A 21,494-nucleotide genomic window follows, 5' to 3' on the forward strand; every position below is an offset into this window, starting at 1 on the left:
CCGTCTGTTTCTCAATTGCTTGGCTGACATATAGATGGAAAATCTATCGATTTATCTCCACCAGTGTGCGAGTTATGCGTATACTGTCGGCCTTTCAAATTTGAGCGGTATCAGATGTCTAAGATTTTTATTATTGGCCTGCCGAGAACGGGCACTACTAGCATAAGCGTTGCTTTGTTGGAGATGGGTTTGTCTGTGGCACATACTGGCTTTACTAAAAAAACCTTTGAAATGGCCGATGCTATTTCTGATGCGCCTTGTTTTAGTGATTACCCACACTTAGATAAGTTATTCCCTAATTCAAAGTTTATCTACTTAACCAGAGAGTTGGATAAGTGGTTACCATCAATCACTATGTTACTGGATAAAATGGCTCAGCGTTTAGATCCTAAAACCGGTGTGTTTCATCCAATTTTAAAACGTAGTTTTCACCATACGTTCTCTGTTGATTTACCCTTGAGTCACAGTGAATTAACTGAATGTTATCAGCGTCATGAAAAGGACGTTCGCAGGTATTTTGAAAACCGTGATGACTTTTTATCGATTGATGTGAGTGAACCAGATAGCTTGCTTAAAATGAGTCAGTTTTTGGGATTGTCGGCTAAAGACGATGCCACGTTTCCTAAGTTAAATGTAGGACGTAACGTGGCAAGTTGGCGAGAGTATAAACACCCAAACAAAATCAATTCTAATTTAGCGGGCGTAGAGCATAGAAAATATTTTGACTATGCCCTAAGCAATATAAAATAACCGCGACGTAAAGTCGCAGTGTTATAAAATAGCAGTGTCATAAAATGCATGGCCATAAAATAGAATGATGTTCTAACGCAGTTAAAGAGCCGTTAACGCGTCTTTAAGGTTAGATTTGACTCTTTGTTTATTACGATGTTTTATATCCATCAAGGCATCTTCAACTTCATATAAAATATCATTGGCGGTTTGTCCTTTTTGCCATACTGCATAAGCAATAGAACAAGATAGAGATAAGGTCGACTGCATGACTTTATTGTTAATGCTTTGTTGTATTTTATAAGCGAAGTTATTGGGGGTATCAACTTCATTTAGTGGGATCACAATAATGAAATTGTCATCTAACCAACGAAATAATTGAGCCGCTGCTGGCACTTTCGCTTTTAAACGTTGGCCTACATTCTTTATAACTTCATCACCAATTAACTGGCCATATAACTCATTTACCTTTGAGAACTTATCGATATTGATTTGGTAAACAATAAAGGCTTGTTGGCTTTGTTCTGCTCGTTCACACCAAGATAACAAGCTTATTTGTCCTGCACGGCGATTGGCTAACCCAGACAATAAATCCAGTAGAGACATTTGCTCAAGTTTTTGAGCCATTTCACCAAGTTCTTTAATTCGTCGGTATGAAAAAACTAATAAGCTGAGTGCAACGGTGAGTCCTAACGGTATCCATTCATCTAATTCTAAACCTTCATGTTGACGAGAGAAGTGGTAAGCCCACTCCAAAATATCAAATTGGATAAACATGATTAAAAAAATAAGATTTACGCCAATTAAAATAGCAAGGTCGTTAATTACGGTGGGTTGATGTATATATTTTTTATGAGGCATTGATAACTACTACTGCTCTTATGTAGGCGGATATTATTATAAAAATCAACGAGGGTAAATGTTATTGAAAATTATTATTGTTTAGCTATATATGATTGATCAAAAAGGGCTTTGTGAAACCCCATGCTGTGATGATTTTTAGCGTAGTTAAATAGGTTAGGATAATTGGCGTTATTGCTGATTATAACTAGAGTGTAGTGAGACTGTTTTTTCAAAATCAAAATCAAAATCAAAATCAAAATCAAAATCAAAATCAAAATCAAAATCAAAATCAAAATCAAAATCAAAATATAAATAAAGGACTATAAAATGAAAAAAGTAATCGTACTCAGTTTAACCATCGCTCTAACGTTACTAGCCGTTACTTCTCAACCATCAACCGCCGCAGGATTAATAAACGAGATGCAAGGTTGTCAGGGCTTGATAGATTTTCTTGATAAGAAACTTGAATCGGCTTCCTCTAAATATGATGACGACGATGTAACTAAAGTAAGAGAAGGGCTTGGTGGTTATAACCAATATATTCAACGTGAAATAGTATCGCCTGGTTTATTGCAAGCGACAGGTGGTGATAAGTCCAAAGCGGATGATTATCAAAGACAAGTGGATAGTTACAAAGAATCTTTGGTGACACAATTGGATGCTCGTTATCCGCAAAATCGTTTATTTAGCGATCATGCGGTTGCAATCAATAACTGTGCAAAAAAAGCCGTTCCTTCAGGACAAGAGTTAGAGGACTTAAAAGAAGCACTTAATATTATGTTGAAACTTGCACAGTTAAACTGATGCAGAGGAAATTAAATAATACCAAAGGCCAAATATTCTTTGGGCTTTTGTATTTGGTCTTTTGATCGTCAATGAACTGAATCGACATTTTGTCCGGTCTTAATCTATTACATAAAAAGGGTTATTATCAGTCATACTGATATTATGAATGGGTATTAAAGCATCAATAAGAGAAAAAATATTATTCTCGGGGTATACTTTATTTTCATTTATTGGCTCATTACAGATTAAACCTAGGTTAAATTCCATGAATAGACTGCAATTAAGATCTATTGCCTCTCTTACTAGTTTTGAGATAGATAAGGTAAATACCTAGATGCATACTGACTTTAGAAAAGTAGATGCCAAACTTATTAGGCTACTAAGTTTTGTAGGTACGGCTATATTAAGCAGTTTTATTATTGCCGATCTTTCTGTACTTCCAGCATCATTAGAAGATGTGTATTTTACATCACGTTTGTTTGTGCAACTTCCCGTTTGCATTATTTTCTTCCTCCTTACATTTATGCCGTCTTATCCAAAGTTTCACCAATTAACGGTTTGTAGTGTCATGCTAGCGCTTATTTATAGTAACTATTGGTTAATTATTCAGTGTTGGAAGTTAGATGGTTTTGCGTTCCCTTATGAGGGCACCATTATTTACAGTTTGTTTGCGATATTCGTTTTTAGGATAAACTTTATTTCTGCATTAATACTATGCGGCATCGCATTAGCTGGTTATACATTTTTAACATTTTCTTACCCTGTGTATGGTGCATCTAATTTCATTAATTTGTGCTTTGTTGCATCCTCAATGGTTGTTGGTTTGTTAGGGCTTTATCAAATAGACAGCGGGTTGAAAAAACTCAGAATGGTTAATTTCAAACTCACAGGTTTAAGCCAAATCGATCAACTGACCAATATTTTTAATCGTGGTACTTATGAAATTAGATTCTCTGAGCAACTTGAATTAAACAAGCGTGTTGGAAATAGTGTTTGTGTGTTTATTATTGATTTGGATTCATTTAAAAAATATAACGACGGCTACGGGCATGTCCAAGGCGATAAAGTAATTAAGTTACAAGCTGATATGTTGAGCCAAATTTTTAGACGTACCACAGATATTGTCGCCCGTTACGGCGGTGAAGAGTTTGTGGTCGTGACATCGAACAATACCGAACAAGAATGTGAGAAATTAGCGCAAAGGATCATAGAGCAATGGCAGTCGCAAAAAATACCTCACAATGACAGTAACGAACAAGACCATGTTACTTGTTCAGTTGGCTATTATTTTGAAGTGGTTAATAGTGACTCTGAGAAAGAGTTGATAGTGGAAAAAGCAGATAAAGCCCTTTACCAAGCAAAAGCGCACGGCAAGAATTGCTTTGTACGTTACCGAGAAAAACGCACTTAGCTAATATGGGACGTTTAGAACAGATTAAAAACATAAAAATGGGAGCCATTAGGACTCCCATTTTTTATTCAGCTCTACACTAACTTAAATATCAAATATTTAACGGGCGACTAATGATTTAGTGATATCGACTAAACGAGTTTTAACCCGGCTATTTAAGCCAAAGGTAATTAAACCAGCCGCAACTAAGCCAATTAAAAAGGTTCCTTTGTATAACTTAGCACCAGTAAAAATAGCAACGGCCATTAATAAAGCAAGATAACCTAAGCTCAACATTCCTAAAAATAAACATAACCCTTTTAAATCATCTTTCATCGCTAGTGTCCTTTTAAATAATCGGTTAATTAAAAACAGCTTAACAAATTATTCATATTTTGCTTTAACAAATTTAGTTTGTTAATTAAGACAATTGTAAATAAATATGTATACCGTTACACAGCATCACTAGTGATAGATAATTTTCCTTCACTATCAAAATTCAGGATCATAGTGTCATTTTCTCTATTGTCATTTAATAAATGCTGGTACTTTTTAACAATAAGATTTTGCTCAGCTAGACTTTGGGCTTGAGAAAACTCTTCATTAAAAGGGATTAACTTTTTCATTTCATTGACGTGAGAAGCTAGGGCATTAACCGTTTGTAACTCACGCGCTAGAGTAGGTGTTTCTTCTAAGGCTCGTTTGAACTGTGTTGCATAAGGATAATCTGCAGGAAGTTGAATTTGTCCTTGGTTATCGTATTGAATGGTACTGGGTGGTTCTGGGATATTGTTATCTGTTAAAAACTCAGGCATTTTTTGCGAAAGGTGCTCAGTTAATGCAGCTACATTATCTTGGGAGGGCATTAAAAAAACAACATCATTTAATCCCGTCGTTACCTTGAGGCTGCAAAGGATATACCAATAAAAAATCAGCATAAAAAAAGGGAACCACTTGGGTTCCCTAGATAAAATATTTATGAAAAGGTGTTAGTTTTAAACTAAGCCTCTTCTACTTTTACATGTTCTTTTTTGTGATTCTCTGCAATGTCTTCAGCAAGTTCTGCTTTTGAACGTTTTTCTGTCATTTTACGTTCAGTTAACCAGAAGAAGAACAATGGAACAAAGAATATTGCTAAGAATGTCGCGGCCATCATGCCACCCATAACACCAGTACCAACACTATGACGAGCACCCGCACCCGCACCAGAACTTAGTACAAGAGGCACAACACCAAGAATAAAGGCAAGTGAAGTCATTATGATTGGTCTAAAACGTAAGCGTGCAGCTTCCAGCGCTGCAGTACTAGCACTCCAACCTTCCTGATACTTCATCAAGGCATATTCAACAATTAGTATGGCATTCTTACTGGCAAGCCCCAATAACGTAACTAGACCAATTTGGAAGTAAACATCATTTGTTAAGCCTGCAATCCAAACCGAAATAAGTGCTCCAAAAGTACCAAATGGCAATGCTAACAATACAGAAATTGGTAACGACCAACGCTCATACAAGGCAGCTAATATTAGGAACACCATAATAACGGCTAAACCTAATGCGATGCCTGTTGTACCTGAACTTTGTTTCTCCTGGAAAGCAGCACTTGTCCATTCATATGTTAAGTTCGGCGGTAGTACTTCTTTCGCAATACGTTCTAATTCAGCAATGGCTTGACCAGAACTATAACCTGGAGCTGCACTACCAATTAACTTAACCGCTGGTAGGTTATTGTATCTATCTTGGCTTTCAGGCCCACGGCTAAATTCAATATCTGAAAACGCTGAGATAGGCACCATTTCACCAGAATTACTTTTCACGTAAATTCGACCTATATCTTCAGGTGAATTTCTAAACTCGGCCTCTGCAGACATAATTACCTGCCAAGCGCGACCAAACTTATTAAAGTCGTTTACATAGTAAGTACCTAAGTTCCCCGCTAATGCTGTAAAGGCATCACCAATCTCAATACCCATAGCACGAGCTTGTTCACGGTCAACATCAACATTTATTTGTGGAGCATTAGGACGCCAAAGCGTTTGAATTCCAGATAAAATAGGACTTTGACGTGCTGCTCCCATAAGAAGTTGCATACCTTGCTTTAACTCTTCAGTACTGTCGTTACCTTTGCTTTGTAAGTAAACTTCAAATCCACCTGTGCTGCCTAAACCACGAATTGCTGGAGGATTGAAAGCAAGCACGAGTGCTTCTTTAATATGAGCAGTTTTCATAAACAATTCACCAACTAAAGAGGTGGTGTCTTGCTCACGTTCGCTCCAATCTTTTTGCATCACAAACATAGTTGCCGCACTTGTTTTAAATCCGCCACCGATAAAGTCAAAACCAGTAAAGGCAACAACGTTAAGGTTGGCTGGGTTTGATTTTATTGCGGCAGAAACTTCATCAACAACGGCTTTTGTACGTTCTAATGATGAACCATCAGGTAAAAATATGGCTGATATGTAGAAACCTTGGTCTTCTTCAGGTACTAATGAACCTGGCGTACTTTTCCACATTAAGCCAGTGATTGCCACCATGCCAACAACTAAAGTTAGAGCTAATAAACCACGGCGAATAAAGAAACTTACACCACCAACATATTTGCCTGTGATCGCGGTAAACGTTCGGTTAAACCAAAGGAAGAATGGAGCGGTTTGTTTATGCTCTTGTTTTAATATCAGTACACAAAGGGCCGGTGTCATTGTAAGTGCTACAACACCCGATAAAGTTACGGCAATTGAAATGGTAATAGCAAACTGGCGGAATAATTCGCCGGTTAAGCCACCTAAGAAAGCAATAGGAACAAAAACTGAACATAGCACTAATACTATTGCGACAACCGGTCCGCTTACTTCTTTCATTGCTTTAATAGAGGCTTCACGTGCACTTAAGCCTTCTTCGTGCATGATGCGTTCAACGTTTTCTAGTACAACAATCGCATCGTCCACCACAATACCAATCGATAACACCATACCAAACAAGGTTAATGTATTGATTGAATACCCAAGCATATACATACCAGCAAAGGTACCAAGTAAAGATACTGGAACCGCTAAAATAGGAATTAAGGTAGCACGCCAGTTTTGTAAGAATAAATAAACAACTAAGAATACTAACAACATTGCTTCAGCTAATGTTTTTAGTACTTCTTTTATTGATACTTCAACAAACTTGGTCGTGTCGAATGATGTGGTATGTTCAAGCCCCATAGGGAAGCTTTCTTTAGCTTCTTCAATTAAGCTAGTTACATTTTTAGCCACTTCAATCGCATTTGCACCTGGCGCTAAAAATACACCTAATAAAACGGCTTCATGGCCATTAAATGTGCCTTTGAAGTTATAGTCTTTAGCACCTAACTCAACACGTGCAATATCTTTTAAGCGTAATGAACTACCATCTGGATTTGAACGAATAATAATATCTTCAAACTCACTTACGTCTGTTAAACGACCTTGAGCTGTAACACTATAAACTAATTCTTGAGGAGAACTTAACGTTGGAGTCGCACCTATTTTACCAGCTGCATATTGAGAGTTCTGACTGCCAACCGCTGCTGCTACTTCAGGTACAGTCACTTTTAATTGACTCATTACATCAGGTCTAAGCCAAATACGCATAGCGTAATCTTTTGCACCAAATACTGTAATTCCAGTAGTACCTTTAATGCGTTTGACTTTATCTAGGATATTTAACGTAACGTAGTTTGATGTCCATAAGCTAGATCTACTTCCATCCGACGAATAAAACGCATGGATTTGTAAGAAACTAGAAGATGCTTTTTGTACTTGTACACCTTGGCGTACTGTTTGTTCAGGTAGGCGAGCTTCAACTTGTTTAACACGGTTACTAACATTAACCGTTGCTTGGTCGATATCAGTCCCTATTTCAAAGGTAACAGAAATAGTCACTGCGCCTGCACTTGAAGAGGTAGAAGACATATACATCATGTCTTCTACACCAGTAATGGCATTTTCAATCGGTGCCGCTACGGTTTCTGATAAGACATCAGCAGATGCGCCAGGATAAACCGCCGTTACTTGTACTACAGGCGGTGAAATTTCAGGGTATTGTGAAATTGGCAAGCTACGCATAGCAGCTAAGCCAGCTAGTACAATTATAATAGATATGACAAATGCAAAGATTGGTCTATCAATAAAAAACTTAGAAAACATACGTTATCCTTATTATTCAGCTTGGCTATTATTAGCTACGGCTACAGGCATTCCTGGGAAGAAAATACGAGCCATGCCATCAATGATCACTTGGTCATCTAACTTAAGGCCTGAACGAATTACCCAATAATTTTGAACTTCACCGTCAACTTCTTGTTTAATCCACTCCCCAACTTGTACTGGTGCAGGAAGCGCAACTGTCATGCCTTTAGCATTTGGCGTTGCTAGGTAAACAAATTTACCAGAGCCACTATCTAAAACGGCACGTTGTGGAACTAAGAATGCATTTTTACGTACAGCGCCAGAAAGTGTTACTCGTACAAATTGACCCGGGCGTAATTTAAATTCAGGGTTTGGAATACTTGCTTGAAGTTCACTTGTACCTGTATATTGATTGATACGGATATCGCTGAAGTTAACTGAACCTGTGTGAGGATAAATTGAACCATCTTGTAATTTTATGCTTGCATCCCAGTGACCATCTTTTGGTAAAGTTAAGTTGCCTGCTGCTTGGTCAGTACGCATAGCTAGTTGCTCACGTTCAGACAAACCAAAACGAACTCTAACTGGATCCAATTGAGTGATCTGGCTTAGTAATAATGCAGGACCTGTTACATAAGTCCCTTCCGATACAAACTCTCTACCCATAACACCATTTACTGGTGATTTTACTTGAGCATAGTCTAGGTTTAGTTTGGCTTGTTTTAATTCTATCTTTGCTTTACTTACATTTGCCGCTGCCACTTCAACAGAAGCTTGTGCGCTGTCAAAATCACTTTGTGAAATAGATTTGTTGTTTTTAAGCTGAGATAGACGAGTAACGTCTTTTTTGGCTTTAGATAAGGTAGCTTCTGCACTGTCTAGCAAGGCTTCAGCGTGTGCTACTGCTAATTGGTAAGGCTTAATATCGATAGTGAATAAAGACTGACCTTTAGTAACGGCTTGACCTTCATCAAAGTTACGTGACGTTAAGATACCGCCAACACGAGCTCTAACTTCAACTTCTTTTGAACCAGAAAGAGTGGCTGGTAATTCAATATCAAATGCTACATCTTGCGTACTAGCAGAGATAACACTAACACTGGCTGGACGCATGCCTCCTTGACCACTTGCTGGTGCTTCACCACAAGCTACAAGAAATACTGAAAAGGCTCCTAAAACAGCTAATTTTAGCTGCGTTAAAACTGAATTGTTGTTAATTCGCATATTGATTCCAAACTCACTTAATAAGTAAAATAAAAATAAGGGTTAAGCAAAAGTAAACGATAGTGTATACTAAAAAAAACATCGAGTACACGATGTCGTTTACTTTACTTAGAATAAAATAATAAATTGATTGTTATATAAGTTCTAAAGCAATTTTTGTTAATTAATGTGTAGGCATAACCTTTTATGAAACCCTATAACTCTAAACATAGTCTAGAGCAATGTAATGCTAAACAAAGTGACATACTTAATGCTGCTATTGTTGAGTTTGCTAAATGTGGCGTTATGGGCACAACCATGGAACAAATTGCAAAAAGCGGTCAGGTGTCAAAACGTACCTTATATAAGAATTACGCAAGCAAATGTGATTTGTTTGATGATGTTGTCGACTTATTGTTAAGCACTATTCATGGCTTGAATAATTACCAATATCAAGCAGATGTTCCTATTCTTGAACAACTTAAGTATCTAGCGCATGAAGCGGTTAAACGCACTAAATGCGAAGATTATGTTACTTTGTCTCGCATTGTGATCATAGAGTCAATGCGTTCTAAAGAAGCAGCAGACAGAGTTGATTCAAAATTCCAATCTTGCGAGAAAGGCATGACGGATTGGTTTAAAACCGCAGAAGCGGCTGGCGTTTTAGGCAGTTTGTCAGCAAAAACCGCATCTACCATGTTTTACGGAAGTCTTAAACAACTGACTTATTGGGAACCGGTTATAAAATGGAAACCTTCTTTATCAGATGAAGAGCTTGAGGTTGTAATTGAACAAGTCTGCCAAGTATTTTCAATCGGTTTAACTCAATTTTCGACCCAGACTGACTAAGCTTTTGTTGTTAGTTTTATGTTATTAACAAGCATAATCTCCAACTACTACAATCAACCATTATTGCCACATCCCACTTAGCTAGCTTTGGTTAATAAGCTTTTATAAATAAGCTTTTATAAATAAGCTTGATGTTAACGCCTAAATTATAACGCTGAAGTGAACCTGCCTTCTTTTTAGTATTCCTCTACAAATTTCCTAATGTCATTCAATATTTACGCTATCGCTCCTTATTTTATGTGTGTTCATAGCATCTTAGCCTTTGTCCTCTTTAGTTTTAATAACCAATGGTATATCTTTAGCCCGATTTAATAATTAGAAGAATTAAATAAGCACCTAATAAATAGGTACTTATAATAGGAACTATAGATGAAAAGTCTAAATGTATTTAGAGCGCCAGTATTTAAAGTGTTCTCTATTATTGCAGCGGGTGTATTAATACAAGCGTGTGGTAATTCAGATCCTCAAAACTCAACACAGGGGACAGAACAAATTACTCTTGAAGATATTTATAAAGATCACACATTCAGTAGCGAACCTAGTTCTTACTTCAGATGGTTAAAGGATGGCTCTGGCTATACGGTTTTAGAAGAACGAGAAATTGCTGCAGATGAAGCCGAGAAAGTAGGTAGTGAAGCTGAGACTCAAAGCTCAGATGAGCCGCAGGGTATTAGCGGTAGCGATATTGTGTTTTACGGCCCTGATGCAACAGGAAGAGAAGTACTTGTTGAATTTGAAAAGCTAATTCCAACGGGTGAAAAAGAGCCTCTTTCTATCGAAGACTATCAATGGTCTAAAGATGGTAAATGGTTAATGGTATTTACCAATAGCGAAAAAGTATGGCGTTCGCGCAGTCGTGGTGATTTTTGGGTGTTGAATTTAGAAACATCAGCCTTGTATCAACTTGGTGGAAAAACGCCTAAAGCCTCTAATTTAATGTTTGCTAAGTTTTCACCTGACAGCAAACGTATTGCTTATGTACAAGACAATAATATCTATACAGAAATGGTAGGAAAACAAACCGTTACTGCATTAACAACCGATGGTGATGAAAATACGGTTAATGGCAATTTTGACTGGGTTTATGAAGAAGAATTCTCAATTCGTGATGGTTTCCGTTGGAGCCCAGACAGTAAAAATATTGCTTACTGGCAACTAGACACATCGGGTGTTAAATATTTCACCATGATCAACAACACTAAATCGCTTTATCCTGAGTTAACCGAATTTCCATATCCTAAAGCGGGTGAGCAAAACTCAGCCGTTAAAGTTGGTGTGGTAAAACTTGCGGATAAAAAAACGCGTTGGGCTGAATTAGGTGGTGATAATCGTGACCGTTATATTCCTCGAATTAGCTGGGCTGGTAATGGTAAAAGTTTATTAATTCAAGATGTGAACCGTCCACAAAATCATAATGCCTTGTGGTTGTTTGACTGGGAAAGCAACAAATTAGACACGATTTTAGAAGATAAGGACGATGCCTTTTTAGAATGGTTTTATGATGCTAAGTGGTCAGAAGATGGCGAATATTTTGTTTGGCACAGCGAACGTGACGGATGGCGTCACCTTTACCGTGTATCTCGTGATGGAAAAACAATTGTTGATTTAACACCTGGCGAATACGACATTGTTGATATGTTAGCCATGAATGAAGAAAACAACGCTCTTTACTTTACAGCATCACCTAAAGATCCAGGCCAAAGATATTTGTTTAAAGCAACGTTAGATGGTTCAGCAAAACCTGTTCGTGTAACACCTGAATCTGCAACAGGCTCTAACTCTTATTATATGTCACAAGATACATCTTGGGCTGTGCATACCCATTCTAGTTATGGTGTACCACCAACAAAACAGATAATTAAAGTTGCCGATCATTCAACGGTTAAAGTATTAGTTGAAAACAAAGAATTAAAAGCAAAACTAGCTAAAGTAGAATTGCCAGCTCATGAGTTCTTTAATGTAGCGGCTAAAGATGGCACTAAGTTAGATGGCTATATTATGTTCCCACCTAATATGGATAAATCTAAAAAATATCCGATCGTTTTTTATGTCTACGGCGAACCTTGGGGCTCTACAGTTCAAGACCGCTGGGAAGGCGGAAACTACTTATATAAATCTTTGTTAACGCAAAAAGGATTTATTGTAGCTTCGGTTGATAACCGTGGTACTCGTGCTCCAAAAGGCCGAGATTGGCGCAAATCTATTTATAAAAAAATAGGTATTGTGACAGTGCAAGATCAAGCCGATGCACTTGATGCTATGGCCGAGCGTTGGTCGGTTATTGACACCGAACGTGTTGGTGTTTGGGGACATTCAGGAGGTGGTAGTTCAACGCTAAACCTGTTATTCCGCCATGGTGATAAATTCCATGTTGGTATCGCCTCTGCACCCGTTCCGGATATTCGTTTATACGATACTATTTACCAGGAGCGTTATGCGGGCAATCCAAATACAGACCCTGAAAGTTATGACAACAGTTCTCCGGTACATTTTGCTAAAAACCTAACGGGTAAACTATTATTAATTCACGGAACTGGAGATGACAATGTTCATTATCAGGGATCAGAGCGATTAATAAATGAGTTGGTAAAATACGATAAACAGTTTGAGTTTATGTCTTATCCAAACCGTTCTCATAGTTTACGTGAAGGCAAAGGAACTAGCTTACACAGAGCCAGACTTATGGTTGGTTTCTTTGAAAAAAATCTTCTGTAAATAAAGCTAATGAAATAGCTACTTTAGTGTAAATTTATAAAGTGCATAAAAGGCGACGAACTGAAAAGTTAGTCGCCTTTTTTATTTGTCTTGGCCATAGAACCAATAAACAAATTGATTTAAGCTAGCGCCACAAATTAACTCAAAATTATAAGATTAGTCATGGATAAAGAAACTGAAATTCAAGCTGCGGTATTTCGTCGTTTATTAGCGCATTTAGATAGTCGAAAAGATGTGCAAAACATAGAGTTGATGAACTTAGCGGGCTTTTGCCGAAACTGCTTTTCTAAATGGACAGTTCAAGAAGCTGAAAAGTTAGGTGTGGATGTAGAATTAGATACTGCCCGTGAACAGGTTTATGGCATGCCATACTCACAGTGGAAAGAAAAACATCAATTGCCAGCTACGCCAGAACAGTTAGCTCGTTTTGAAGAGCTTAATGCTAAAAAGTGAATGCTAAAAATAGCGCTAAAATAAGTCGTACAAACAAAAATAATCATTGAAAATATTAGCAAAAAATTAATCTAATGCCATGCTATAAGCCTAAACACCAGAGACTAAATATCAAAATTTTAATAAACCGTAACGTATTCAGTAAAGGAATTCATCTTGAAATCAGCAACTAAGCCTTTAAATGAAAATGAACGCCTAAAAGCATTATTTGAATATGAAATCTTAGATACTGAATCAGAAAAAGCATTTGATGATTTAACCTTATTAGCATCGGAGATTTGCGGAACGCCAATATCTCTCATTAGCCTCGTCGACCCAGACAGGCAGTGGTTTAAATCTAAAGTGGGCATAGATGTTGAATCAACCGAACGTGATATCGCATTCTGCTCACACGCCATTTTACAAGACGACTTATTTGAAGTTCAAAACGCATTAAAAGACGAACGTTTTTTTGATAACCCTTTAGTCACATCAGATCCTAATATTCGTTTTTACGCAGGCACGCCTTTAGTTTCTCCTAGTGGCCAAAAAATAGGTACCTTGTGTGTTATCAGTGATAAACCGAAAAAGTTAACAGGCAGCCAAAAGAAAGCATTAACCATATTGGGTAGGGAAGTTATTTCTCAGCTAGAGCTGAGAATAAATAATAAAAAGCTAGAGATAGCCAACAATTACAAAACCGAGTTTTTATCAAATGCATCCCATGAAATACGCACACCATTAAATGCCATAATCGGTTTGTCGGGATTGATTTTAGAAAACAAAGAACTAAAAGAAAAGTTTGCTGAGCAATATGACTTTATCGAACAGATTGATTTTAGTGGTAAACAATTATTGAATATTATTAACTCCATTCTCGATTTAAGTAAAATTGAAGCGGGGAAAATGGAGTTAGAGCCAGTTGAATGTCATCTGTTGCAATACATCAATAATATATTTATTTCCCTGTCTGGAAAAGCCAAAACAAAAGCAATAAATTACAGCCAAGAATATAGTGCCAACTTAGCTAACTCTGCGTCTAAATTACGGTCTGGATTAGCACTAGAACAGACACCTGAATTGGTGATTATTGATGAACCAAAGCTAGGGCAGGTGTTAACCAACATTTTAGGCAACGCGATAAAATTCACACCAGAGCATAAGTCGATAAAACTAACGGTGTCGGTTCACGATAATAAGCTAAATGTTACCGTTACGGATGAAGGTGTTGGTATTAGTCCTGAAGAACAAGCGCTGTTATTTAATAAATACACTCAGGTTGGTTCAAATAAAGCGGAAGGAACAGGATTGGGGCTTTCTATTACGAAAGGGCTGATTGATCTGATGGGCGGAAGTATTAGCTTGGAAAGTGAACCTGGCAAAGGAACCTCGGTATCCTTTGAGTTACCTTTTGAAATCCCAGAAGTTACATCATCGATTAAAAAAGAGGCAAACCAGTTAGATTTAACCACACTTTCTAAATTATCTGTATTGGTGGTTGAAGATAACAAGGTAAATCAAATGGTGATAATGGCCATGCTCAAGTCGTTAAAGGTTACAGCTAATATGGTAGGCTCTGGTGAAGAGGCATTAGATGATTTAAAAACTCATCAATACGATGTAATTTTGATGGATATCAATCTGCCAGGAATAGACGGCGTTGAAACCACACAGAAAATTAAAGCACTGAATATCCAAAGCTATGTATTGGCATTAACGGCAGATGTGTATAGAACGAGCGAAGATAAGAAGCTGTTTAATAACTTTTTAACTAAACCTATTTTACTCGATGATTTAAAAGATGCACTTTTACAAGCCGTTGTGGAGTTAAAAGCTAGCATTTAATATAAGTAGCTTATGTAAGCAGGCTTATAAAAATTAGCTCCGTACTCAGATCCCTACTAAGCTCAGCATTCAGCTCAGTACTAAGCTCACTTTACACAAAGTGAGCTGAAGTCGTTTAACAAGTCTTATAACTTAGTTCTTAGTTCCAACAACTCTGGGAAAAAACTAATATCTAATGCTTTTTTCAGAAATGCCACACCAGAAGAACCACCGGTTCCCATCTTATTACCAATCACACGTTGCACTGTATACATATGTTTAAAGCGCCATTGCTGGAACGCATCTTCAATATCCATTAGCTTTTCCGCTAATTCATACAACTCAAAGTGTTTATCGGCATTTCGGTAAACTTCTAACCAGGCATTTAATACCGACTCATTACTTTGATACGGCTGATTAAAGTCGCGTTCAAGCATGCTGTTATCGATATCAAAACCAGATGCCGCCATGATTCTAATGACTTCATCATAAATACTCGGGGCATTTGATATAGCGGTTAATTCATCATAAGCAGCAGAGTTACTTTCATGAACTTTGATCAAGGCTTGGTTTTTATTGCCTAATAAAAACTCCATCTTGCGATAACCATGGGATTGGAAACCAGAAGAGTGGCCTAACGAGTCACGAAATTTTAAATAATCCACCGGCGTTAAGGTAGATAAAATATTCCAGGACTGGGTTAATTGAATGAAAATTTGTTTTACACGGGAGATAACTTTAAAGGCTGGGCCAAATTCAGCATTTTTTAACATGGTGACGGCCGCTGTTATTTCATGCCCAGCTAATTTTAACCAAAGCTCACTAGCTTGATGAATAACAATAAACAGCATTTCATCATGTTGATCAGATTGTGGTTGTTGTGCCGACAGTATTTGTTCTAGGTTTAGGTAATCGGCATAAGACATATCGTCTTTAAAGTCTGTTTTTATAGAGTCTTCCATCTCACGATAGTTGCTCGAATAAGGACACGACATTTGTTAACTCCTGTAAAAAGAACGTAATTTTTCTAACGCGAACGTTTATAAATTAAACATCTTTTATAGCTACTCTTAGCAGCACTTTAGCCTGAATCGTTAGAATTTAATAATGATAATAATTAAACATTTAGATAAATTTTACGAATGTGATAAAACAGTGTAATTTCTTTACAGTTTAAATTGACTAACAGTAAATATGACGTTAGTTTCAACTTCCAATTTACAAACTGCATATTCTATCTATAAGCTCTGTCAGTTAGATAGGCAGCATGATTAATAAATACATAAGTAATGTGCACTAAACAAAGCATTAAAAATAATTATAATAAAAAAGGTGTCACCCATGGCGGTTAGAGGTCAATTTTCATCTCGATTAGGATTCATACTCGCAGCTGCAGGTTCAGCTGTTGGTTTAGGTAATATCTGGGGATTTCCCACTCAAGTTGCAAGTAATGGTGGCGCAGCATTTGTATTGGTTTACCTAATACTTACTTTTATTGTTGCTTATCCAATCTTAATGGCTGAGTTAGTAATAGGTCGTCACTCTCAATCTAATATGGTTGATGCCCTGCAAAAAATATCAGCGGGTAACCTAGCTAAGAAAATTGGTGCAGGTACAGGTTACTGGGCATTAATAGTCGTAAGTTTAATTCTCAGTTTTTACATGATAGTTGCTGGCTGGATGATAGCTTACATGTTTCAAGCTGCCACTGAAGTGTTCGGCTGGTCTGAAGCATCAGCCTGGTTAACTGACTTTTCAACATCTAGAAACATAACTTTCAGTCTACTCTTTGCCTTTATGACTATTCTTATCGTATCTCGCGGTGTAAGTAGCGGTATAGAAAAATGGTCAAGCCGACTAATGCCAATGTTATTGGTATTAATCCTCTTGTTAATTGCTTATGTAAGCATGCAAAATGGTGCAGTCGATGGTTGGAAAGCGTATCTAGTTCCAGATTTTTCAAAAATATGGAGCGGTGACTTAATTTTAAGTGCCATGGGACAAGCATTCTTCTCCTTGTCATTAGGTGTTGGTTCAATGCTTATTTATGGCTCTTATGTGAGTAAAAAAGAAAACTTAGTGGTACTAGGCGCATCGGTTGCTTTGGTTGATGTTGGTATTGCTATTATGTCGGGCATGTTAATTATCCCTGCTATGTATGTAGCTTTGGCCAACGGCGTAACTATATTTAATGAAGCTGGCCAGCTAATCGGCGGAGACCAGTTAATATTTACTGTTATTCCAGCCTTGTTTGACACTATGGGCAGTGCGGGCGATTACGTTGCCTTTGTATTTTTTGTATTAATGACAATAGCGGCATTAACCTCTTCAATTTCAATGTTAGAAGTACCAGTGGCTTATACAATTGAAAGTACTAAATTGGAACGTAAAAGTGCATCTTGGTTAATTGGCGTATTTGTCGCTTGTATTAGCTTAGTGCTGATATTTAACTTTGACGTCTTGTTTGGTTTAGTTATTACCTTAACCACAAAATATAGCCAACCTCTGTTAGGTTTCATGTTATGTATATTCACAGGTTGGGTATGGAAACGTGACTCTATACTACAAGAGATTAAACAAGGCGCAGACAATGTTGAAAATTCTGTGTTCTGGAAAATATGGCCTGTGTATGTTCGCTTTATTTGTCCATTAATTATTTTAGCTATGGCTTACCATACTATTTTTATGAGCTAAATCTCAGCTGTTATATTGGGCGAGTTCTCAAATTAAAAAAACCGACAGTTTGTCGGTTTTTTTATGCCTGTTTCTTAATATATGCTGGTTATGCTATTAATGACCATGACGGGAAAGGCGGTATTGTTTAGGCGATAAGCCCATTACATTTTTAAACAGACGAGAAAAATAATAAGGGTCTTCGTAACCTAAAATAGTCGCTACATCTTTTATGGGTTTGCTCGACCTATCTAATAAGCCACAAGCGTGTTGTATCTTAATTTCCAAAAAATATTTCACTGGGCTAATACCAGTTGCCAATTGGAATTTTTTAGCAAAATGAAATTTGGAAAATCCCATATACATGGCCATTTCATCCAGTGATAGTTGTTTGGTGATGTTCTCTTCCAAAAAAGCATTAAAGGCAACTAAGTTAAAATCTTTCTGTTGGGTTAGTTGCGTGACAGGCAATTGCACGGTTAATAAGCTGAATATTTTTTTCAGTATGTTAGCTGCTAAAACAAAAGAGTTAAATTGATAGCCCTGGTGTCTGGTATCCATTAACTGCTCAAACTCTTGTTTGATTTGAACTGGATTTAATACTTGGATTTTTAAGTTGGACTTTGATAATCCAATAATATCCATAAATTGCACATACAAATGTCCATCCATGTGAACCCAATAAATACTCCAGGGCTGATTTTTATCTGCTTGATATTGATGTGCTATGCCTTTGGGGATCATCAAAATGTCGTTTGCTTGAATATTTTGACTAAAGTTAGCAGAGGTGATCTTCCCTTTGCCTGCGGTGCAAAATATTAATAAGTGATCAGTATGCTGCAATCGTTTAATCGCATGGCCGTGCGCGTTTTCGTAATAGCCAAACGCCAATGGAAATAAACCTCGACTCACCACACTTAATTCAAGTTGTTCAATCATAGGCTTAGGTATCAAGTAACGAATACTTGATTTAGGTAATGGCCAATTGGATGGGGCGCTCATAAATCTACCAAACTTAATGAATTATTAACAAGATAGTCCATCAAAATAACAATTTAATCAATGTTAAATCAATTAATGCTCTGCTTTAATTAGCTCCATTGAACTTGCTTGTATTTACCAATGTTAAAAATGGCAGCAAGAAATAACTAAATTAGAAAAGGCATTAACATGAAACAAGTTCCTCTATTTATTGATGGTCAGTGGATATCGTCAAAATCAAAACGTGTGATTGATGTAACTAATCCTGCAACGCAAAAAGTCATTGCTCAAGTACCTTGTGCAACAATGGATGAAATGCAAAAAGCAATTTCAAGCGCAAAAGAAACGTTTAAAGTTTGGAAAGACAAACCAATAATGGAACGTGCTCGTGTGATGATGCGTTACGCTGCTTTATTAAAAGAACATCAAGAAGAGTTAGCTGGCATTATTTGTGAAGAATTAGGTAAAACCCATGAAGATGCAATGGGTGATGTTTGGCGTGGTATTGAAGTGGTTGAACACGCCGCTAACATTCCATCTATGATGATGGGCGAAACGGTAGAAAATGTGGCTACCAGTATCGACACATATAGTTATACCCAACCATTAGGTGTTTGTGTTGGCATAACACCATTTAATTTCCCCGCGATGATCCCACTTTGGATGTTCCCACTATCTATTGCTTGCGGTAATACCTTTATTTTAAAACCGTCGGAACAAGATCCATTATGTCCAACGCGTTTAGCTGAATTGTTTGAACAAGCGGGCGCGCCAAAAGGTGTATTACAAGTAGTACACGGCGACAAAGAACAAGTTGACGTTTTATTGCATGATGAAGCAGTAAAAGCGATTTCTTTTGTTGGCTCGGTAAGTGTTGGTCAGTACATTTACAAAACCGCGACGGACAACATGAAACGTGTTCAATCCTTCTTAGGTGCTAAAAACCATATGGTTGTTATGCCAGATGCTAATAAAGCGGCGGTTATTAACAACATTGTTGGTGCATCGGTAGGCGCCGCGGGTCAACGTTGTATGGCAATTTCGGTTGCTGTATTTGTTGGTTCAGCCAAAGAATGGATACCTGAGATAAAAGAAAAATTAGCCTCAGTACGTCCAGGTCATTACACAGATTCTGAAGCGGCTTATGGTCCACAAATAACACCTGCTGCAAAAAATAGAATAGAAGACTTAATTGCCATTGGTAAAAAGGAAGGTGCTAATTGTGTACTTGATGGGTCAAACTTTAAAGTTGCAGGGTTTCCTGACGGTAACTGGGTTGGACCAACTATGTTTACTGATGTTTCGACAGAGATGGAAATATACAAACAAGAAATTTTTGGACCTGTGTTCTTAACTATGAACGTAGACTCGTTAGATGATGCAATAGAGCTGATTAATGCAAACCCTTACGGCAACGGTACCTCTATTTTCACCTCTTCTGGTTTTGCGGCTCGTAAATACCAACATGAAATTGAAGTAGGCCAAGTAGGAATTAACATTCCAATTCCAGTGCCATTACCATTTTTCTCGTTTACTGGCTGGAAAGGGTCTTTTGCGGGAGACCAACATGCTTACGGAAAACAAGCCGTTAAGTTTTATACGGAAACGAAAACCATCACCGCTCGTTGGTATGACGATAGCTCAGATAAGAATAATGCAGACGAGTCTGCTGATGCAGGGCCAAATATGTCAATTTCACTAAAATAAGTCGGGTCTCTCATGGATTTTAATTTAAATGACGATCAAATCGCATTTGTCGATGTAGCCAAACAATTTTCAGATGCTGAACTATTGCCCAATGCAGCCAAATGGGATGCGGAGCATATTTTTCCAAAAGATGTGATGGCCAAAGCTGGGGAGCTAGGTTTTTGCGGATTATATTCGCCAGAAGATGCAGGTGGCATGGGATTATCTCGTTTAGATGCATCATTAATATTTGAACAATTATCAATGGGCTGTACTGCCACAACGGCTATGTTAACTATTCATAACATGGCAACTTGGATGGTTGCGACTTGGGGAACACAAAGCGTTAAACAAAAGTGGTGTCCAGGTTTAGTCATGGGCGAGCAATTAGCATCTTACTGCTTAACCGAGCCTGGCGCGGGTTCAGATGCGGCATCGTTAACCACATCAGCCAAACGTGACGGTGATGAATATGTCATCAACGGCTCCAAAGTGTTTATTTCAGGCGCGGGTGAAACGGACGTATTAGTGGTTATGGTCAGAACGGGCGAAGCTGGCCCCAAAGGCATTTCTGCCATATTAATACCTGCCGATGCCCAAGGTGTTATTTACGGTAAAGCCGAGGAAAAATTAGGTTGGAATGCACAACCTACAAAACAGATCACATTTGAAAATGTGCGTGTACCTGTGGCTAATTTATTGGGCGAGGAAGGGCAAGGATTTTCTATTGCCATGAAAGGGTTAGATGGCGGGCGTATAAATATCGCCACTTGTTCAATTGGCACTGCACAACAAGCACTTAACACTGCGTTAAATTACATGAAAGAACGTGTGCAATTTGGTAAGCCTTTAGCGGCATTTCAAGCGTTACAATTTAAGTTGGCGGATATGGCAACCGAATTAGTGGCAGCCAGACAAATGGTGAGGCTTGCTGCATTTAAATTAGATCAAAACGATCCTGAAGCAACGGCGTACTGTGCAATGGCAAAACGTTTTGCTACCGACATTGGCTTTCAAGTCTGTAACGAAGCGCTGCAATTACATGGCGGTTATGGCTACATAAAAGAATACCCACTAGAACGTCACTTTAGAGATGTACGTGTACACCAAATACTGGAAGGCACAAACGAAATTATGCGTTTGATTATTGCCAGACGACTATTAGATGAAGCCGCAGGGCTAATATTATAAGAGCTTAACCTATAAAGGCTAAAACGTAGCGGCACAAATGAG

General features: G+C 37.7%; 17 protein-coding genes. 10 read left to right on the forward strand and 7 right to left on the reverse strand.

Annotated features, from left to right (window positions below):
- The first annotated feature begins 114 nt into the window (after positions 1–114).
- The gene (locus BTO11_RS09885; RefSeq protein WP_105052450.1) at positions 115–750 is read left to right on the forward strand and encodes a sulfotransferase family protein; all 636 of its coding nucleotides are present in this window, start codon (positions 115–117) and stop codon (positions 748–750) included.
- Positions 751–831: 81 nt separating this feature from the next.
- Here the strand turns inward: BTO11_RS09885 and BTO11_RS09890 are convergent, their stop codons facing one another.
- Positions 832–1,590, reverse strand: a complete 759-nt coding sequence (locus BTO11_RS09890) for a GGDEF domain-containing protein (RefSeq protein ID WP_105052451.1) — start codon at positions 1,588–1,590, stop codon at positions 832–834.
- Between the two features lie 309 nt (positions 1,591–1,899).
- Here BTO11_RS09890 and BTO11_RS09895 point away from each other — a divergent pair, with 309 nt between their 5' ends.
- Positions 1,900–2,376: a hypothetical protein gene (locus BTO11_RS09895; protein ID WP_105052452.1), complete on the forward strand. Its 477-nt coding sequence runs from the start codon at positions 1,900–1,902 to the stop codon at positions 2,374–2,376.
- Between the two features lie 316 nt (positions 2,377–2,692).
- Positions 2,693–3,769: a GGDEF domain-containing protein gene (locus BTO11_RS09900; protein WP_105052453.1), complete on the forward strand. Its 1,077-nt coding sequence runs from the start codon at positions 2,693–2,695 to the stop codon at positions 3,767–3,769.
- A 99-nt stretch (positions 3,770–3,868) separates the two neighbouring features.
- On the opposite strand, the gene BTO11_RS09905 is transcribed toward BTO11_RS09900, so the two are convergent.
- The 4 genes from BTO11_RS09905 to BTO11_RS09920 form a co-directional block, all read right to left on the reverse strand.
- Complete coding sequence (locus BTO11_RS09905) at positions 3,869–4,084, reverse strand: hypothetical protein (RefSeq protein ID WP_105052454.1); 216 nt, start codon at positions 4,082–4,084, stop codon at positions 3,869–3,871.
- Between the two features lie 116 nt (positions 4,085–4,200).
- On the reverse strand, positions 4,201–4,614 hold the full coding sequence (locus BTO11_RS09910) for a hypothetical protein (RefSeq protein WP_105052455.1): 414 nt from the start codon (positions 4,612–4,614) through the stop codon (positions 4,201–4,203).
- A 134-nt stretch (positions 4,615–4,748) separates the two neighbouring features.
- Positions 4,749–7,916: an efflux RND transporter permease subunit gene (locus BTO11_RS09915; RefSeq protein ID WP_105052456.1), complete on the reverse strand. Its 3,168-nt coding sequence runs from the start codon at positions 7,914–7,916 to the stop codon at positions 4,749–4,751.
- Between the two features lie 12 nt (positions 7,917–7,928).
- A complete protein-coding gene (locus tag BTO11_RS09920) occupies positions 7,929–9,122 on the reverse strand; it encodes an efflux RND transporter periplasmic adaptor subunit (RefSeq protein ID WP_105052457.1) in 1,194 nt (397 codons plus the stop codon).
- A 186-nt stretch (positions 9,123–9,308) separates the two neighbouring features.
- Between BTO11_RS09920 and BTO11_RS09925 the strand changes: the two genes are divergently transcribed.
- The 4 genes from BTO11_RS09925 (at position 9,309) to BTO11_RS09940 (ending at position 14,942) form a co-directional block, all read left to right on the forward strand.
- On the forward strand, positions 9,309–9,950 hold the full coding sequence (locus BTO11_RS09925) for a TetR/AcrR family transcriptional regulator (RefSeq protein ID WP_105052458.1): 642 nt from the start codon (positions 9,309–9,311) through the stop codon (positions 9,948–9,950).
- Positions 9,951–10,319: 369 nt separating this feature from the next.
- Positions 10,320–12,665, forward strand: a complete 2,346-nt coding sequence (locus BTO11_RS09930; RefSeq protein WP_105052459.1) for a S9 family peptidase — start codon at positions 10,320–10,322, stop codon at positions 12,663–12,665.
- Between the two features lie 162 nt (positions 12,666–12,827).
- On the forward strand, positions 12,828–13,118 hold the full coding sequence (locus tag BTO11_RS09935; RefSeq protein WP_105052460.1) for a DUF1244 domain-containing protein: 291 nt from the start codon (positions 12,828–12,830) through the stop codon (positions 13,116–13,118).
- 156 nt (positions 13,119–13,274) lie between these two features.
- Positions 13,275–14,942, forward strand: a complete 1,668-nt coding sequence (locus tag BTO11_RS09940; protein WP_105052461.1) for a GAF domain-containing hybrid sensor histidine kinase/response regulator — start codon at positions 13,275–13,277, stop codon at positions 14,940–14,942.
- Positions 14,943–15,067: 125 nt separating this feature from the next.
- On the opposite strand, the gene BTO11_RS09945 is transcribed toward BTO11_RS09940, so the two are convergent.
- Positions 15,068–15,916, reverse strand: coding sequence for a tryptophan 2,3-dioxygenase (locus BTO11_RS09945; protein WP_105052462.1), 849 nt, complete (start codon positions 15,914–15,916; stop codon positions 15,068–15,070).
- Between the two features lie 346 nt (positions 15,917–16,262).
- On the opposite strand from BTO11_RS09945, the gene BTO11_RS09950 reads away from it, so the two are divergent.
- Positions 16,263–17,615 carry a sodium-dependent transporter gene (locus BTO11_RS09950; protein WP_105052463.1) on the forward strand — a complete coding sequence of 451 codons (1,353 nt, stop codon included), beginning with the start codon at positions 16,263–16,265 and terminating at the stop codon, positions 17,613–17,615.
- 96 nt (positions 17,616–17,711) lie between these two features.
- Here BTO11_RS09950 and BTO11_RS09955 read toward each other — a convergent pair whose 3' ends face one another.
- A complete protein-coding gene (locus BTO11_RS09955; RefSeq protein ID WP_105052464.1) occupies positions 17,712–18,596 on the reverse strand; it encodes an AraC family transcriptional regulator in 885 nt (294 codons plus the stop codon).
- Between the two features lie 168 nt (positions 18,597–18,764).
- Between BTO11_RS09955 and BTO11_RS09960 the strand changes: the two genes are divergently transcribed.
- Positions 18,765–20,282 carry a CoA-acylating methylmalonate-semialdehyde dehydrogenase gene (locus tag BTO11_RS09960; protein ID WP_105052465.1) on the forward strand — a complete coding sequence of 506 codons (1,518 nt, stop codon included), beginning with the start codon at positions 18,765–18,767 and terminating at the stop codon, positions 20,280–20,282.
- A gap of 12 nt (positions 20,283–20,294) precedes the next feature.
- Complete coding sequence (locus BTO11_RS09965; protein WP_105052466.1) at positions 20,295–21,452, forward strand: acyl-CoA dehydrogenase family protein; 1,158 nt, start codon at positions 20,295–20,297, stop codon at positions 21,450–21,452.
- The last annotated feature ends 42 nt before the right edge of the window (positions 21,453–21,494 follow it).

Source organism: Psychrosphaera saromensis, from assembly GCF_002954545.1.
Taxonomy (GTDB): Bacteria; Pseudomonadota; Gammaproteobacteria; order Enterobacterales; family Alteromonadaceae; genus Psychrosphaera; species Psychrosphaera saromensis.

Excerpts from the sequence above, each read along its gene's own strand:
- BTO11_RS09885 (WP_105052450.1), top strand. The coding sequence starts at position 115 with ATGTCTAAGATTTTTATTATTGGCCTGCCGAGAACGGGCACTACTAGC.
- BTO11_RS09890 (WP_105052451.1), bottom strand. The coding sequence starts at position 1,590 with ATGCCTCATAAAAAATATATACATCAACCCACCGTAATTAACGACCTT.
- BTO11_RS09895 (WP_105052452.1), top strand. The coding sequence starts at position 1,900 with ATGAAAAAAGTAATCGTACTCAGTTTAACCATCGCTCTAACGTTACTA.
- BTO11_RS09900 (WP_105052453.1), top strand. The coding sequence starts at position 2,693 with ATGCATACTGACTTTAGAAAAGTAGATGCCAAACTTATTAGGCTACTA.
- BTO11_RS09905 (WP_105052454.1), bottom strand. The coding sequence starts at position 4,084 with ATGAAAGATGATTTAAAAGGGTTATGTTTATTTTTAGGAATGTTGAGC.
- BTO11_RS09910 (WP_105052455.1), bottom strand. The coding sequence starts at position 4,614 with ATGCCCTCCCAAGATAATGTAGCTGCATTAACTGAGCACCTTTCGCAA.
- BTO11_RS09915 (WP_105052456.1), bottom strand. The coding sequence starts at position 7,916 with ATGTTTTCTAAGTTTTTTATTGATAGACCAATCTTTGCATTTGTCATA.
- BTO11_RS09920 (WP_105052457.1), bottom strand. The coding sequence starts at position 9,122 with ATGCGAATTAACAACAATTCAGTTTTAACGCAGCTAAAATTAGCTGTT.
- BTO11_RS09925 (WP_105052458.1), top strand. The coding sequence starts at position 9,309 with ATGAAACCCTATAACTCTAAACATAGTCTAGAGCAATGTAATGCTAAA.
- BTO11_RS09930 (WP_105052459.1), top strand. The coding sequence starts at position 10,320 with ATGAAAAGTCTAAATGTATTTAGAGCGCCAGTATTTAAAGTGTTCTCT.
- BTO11_RS09935 (WP_105052460.1), top strand. The coding sequence starts at position 12,828 with ATGGATAAAGAAACTGAAATTCAAGCTGCGGTATTTCGTCGTTTATTA.
- BTO11_RS09945 (WP_105052462.1), bottom strand. The coding sequence starts at position 15,916 with ATGTCGTGTCCTTATTCGAGCAACTATCGTGAGATGGAAGACTCTATA.
- BTO11_RS09950 (WP_105052463.1), top strand. The coding sequence starts at position 16,263 with ATGGCGGTTAGAGGTCAATTTTCATCTCGATTAGGATTCATACTCGCA.
- BTO11_RS09955 (WP_105052464.1), bottom strand. The coding sequence starts at position 18,596 with ATGAGCGCCCCATCCAATTGGCCATTACCTAAATCAAGTATTCGTTAC.
- BTO11_RS09960 (WP_105052465.1), top strand. The coding sequence starts at position 18,765 with ATGAAACAAGTTCCTCTATTTATTGATGGTCAGTGGATATCGTCAAAA.
- BTO11_RS09965 (WP_105052466.1), top strand. The coding sequence starts at position 20,295 with ATGGATTTTAATTTAAATGACGATCAAATCGCATTTGTCGATGTAGCC.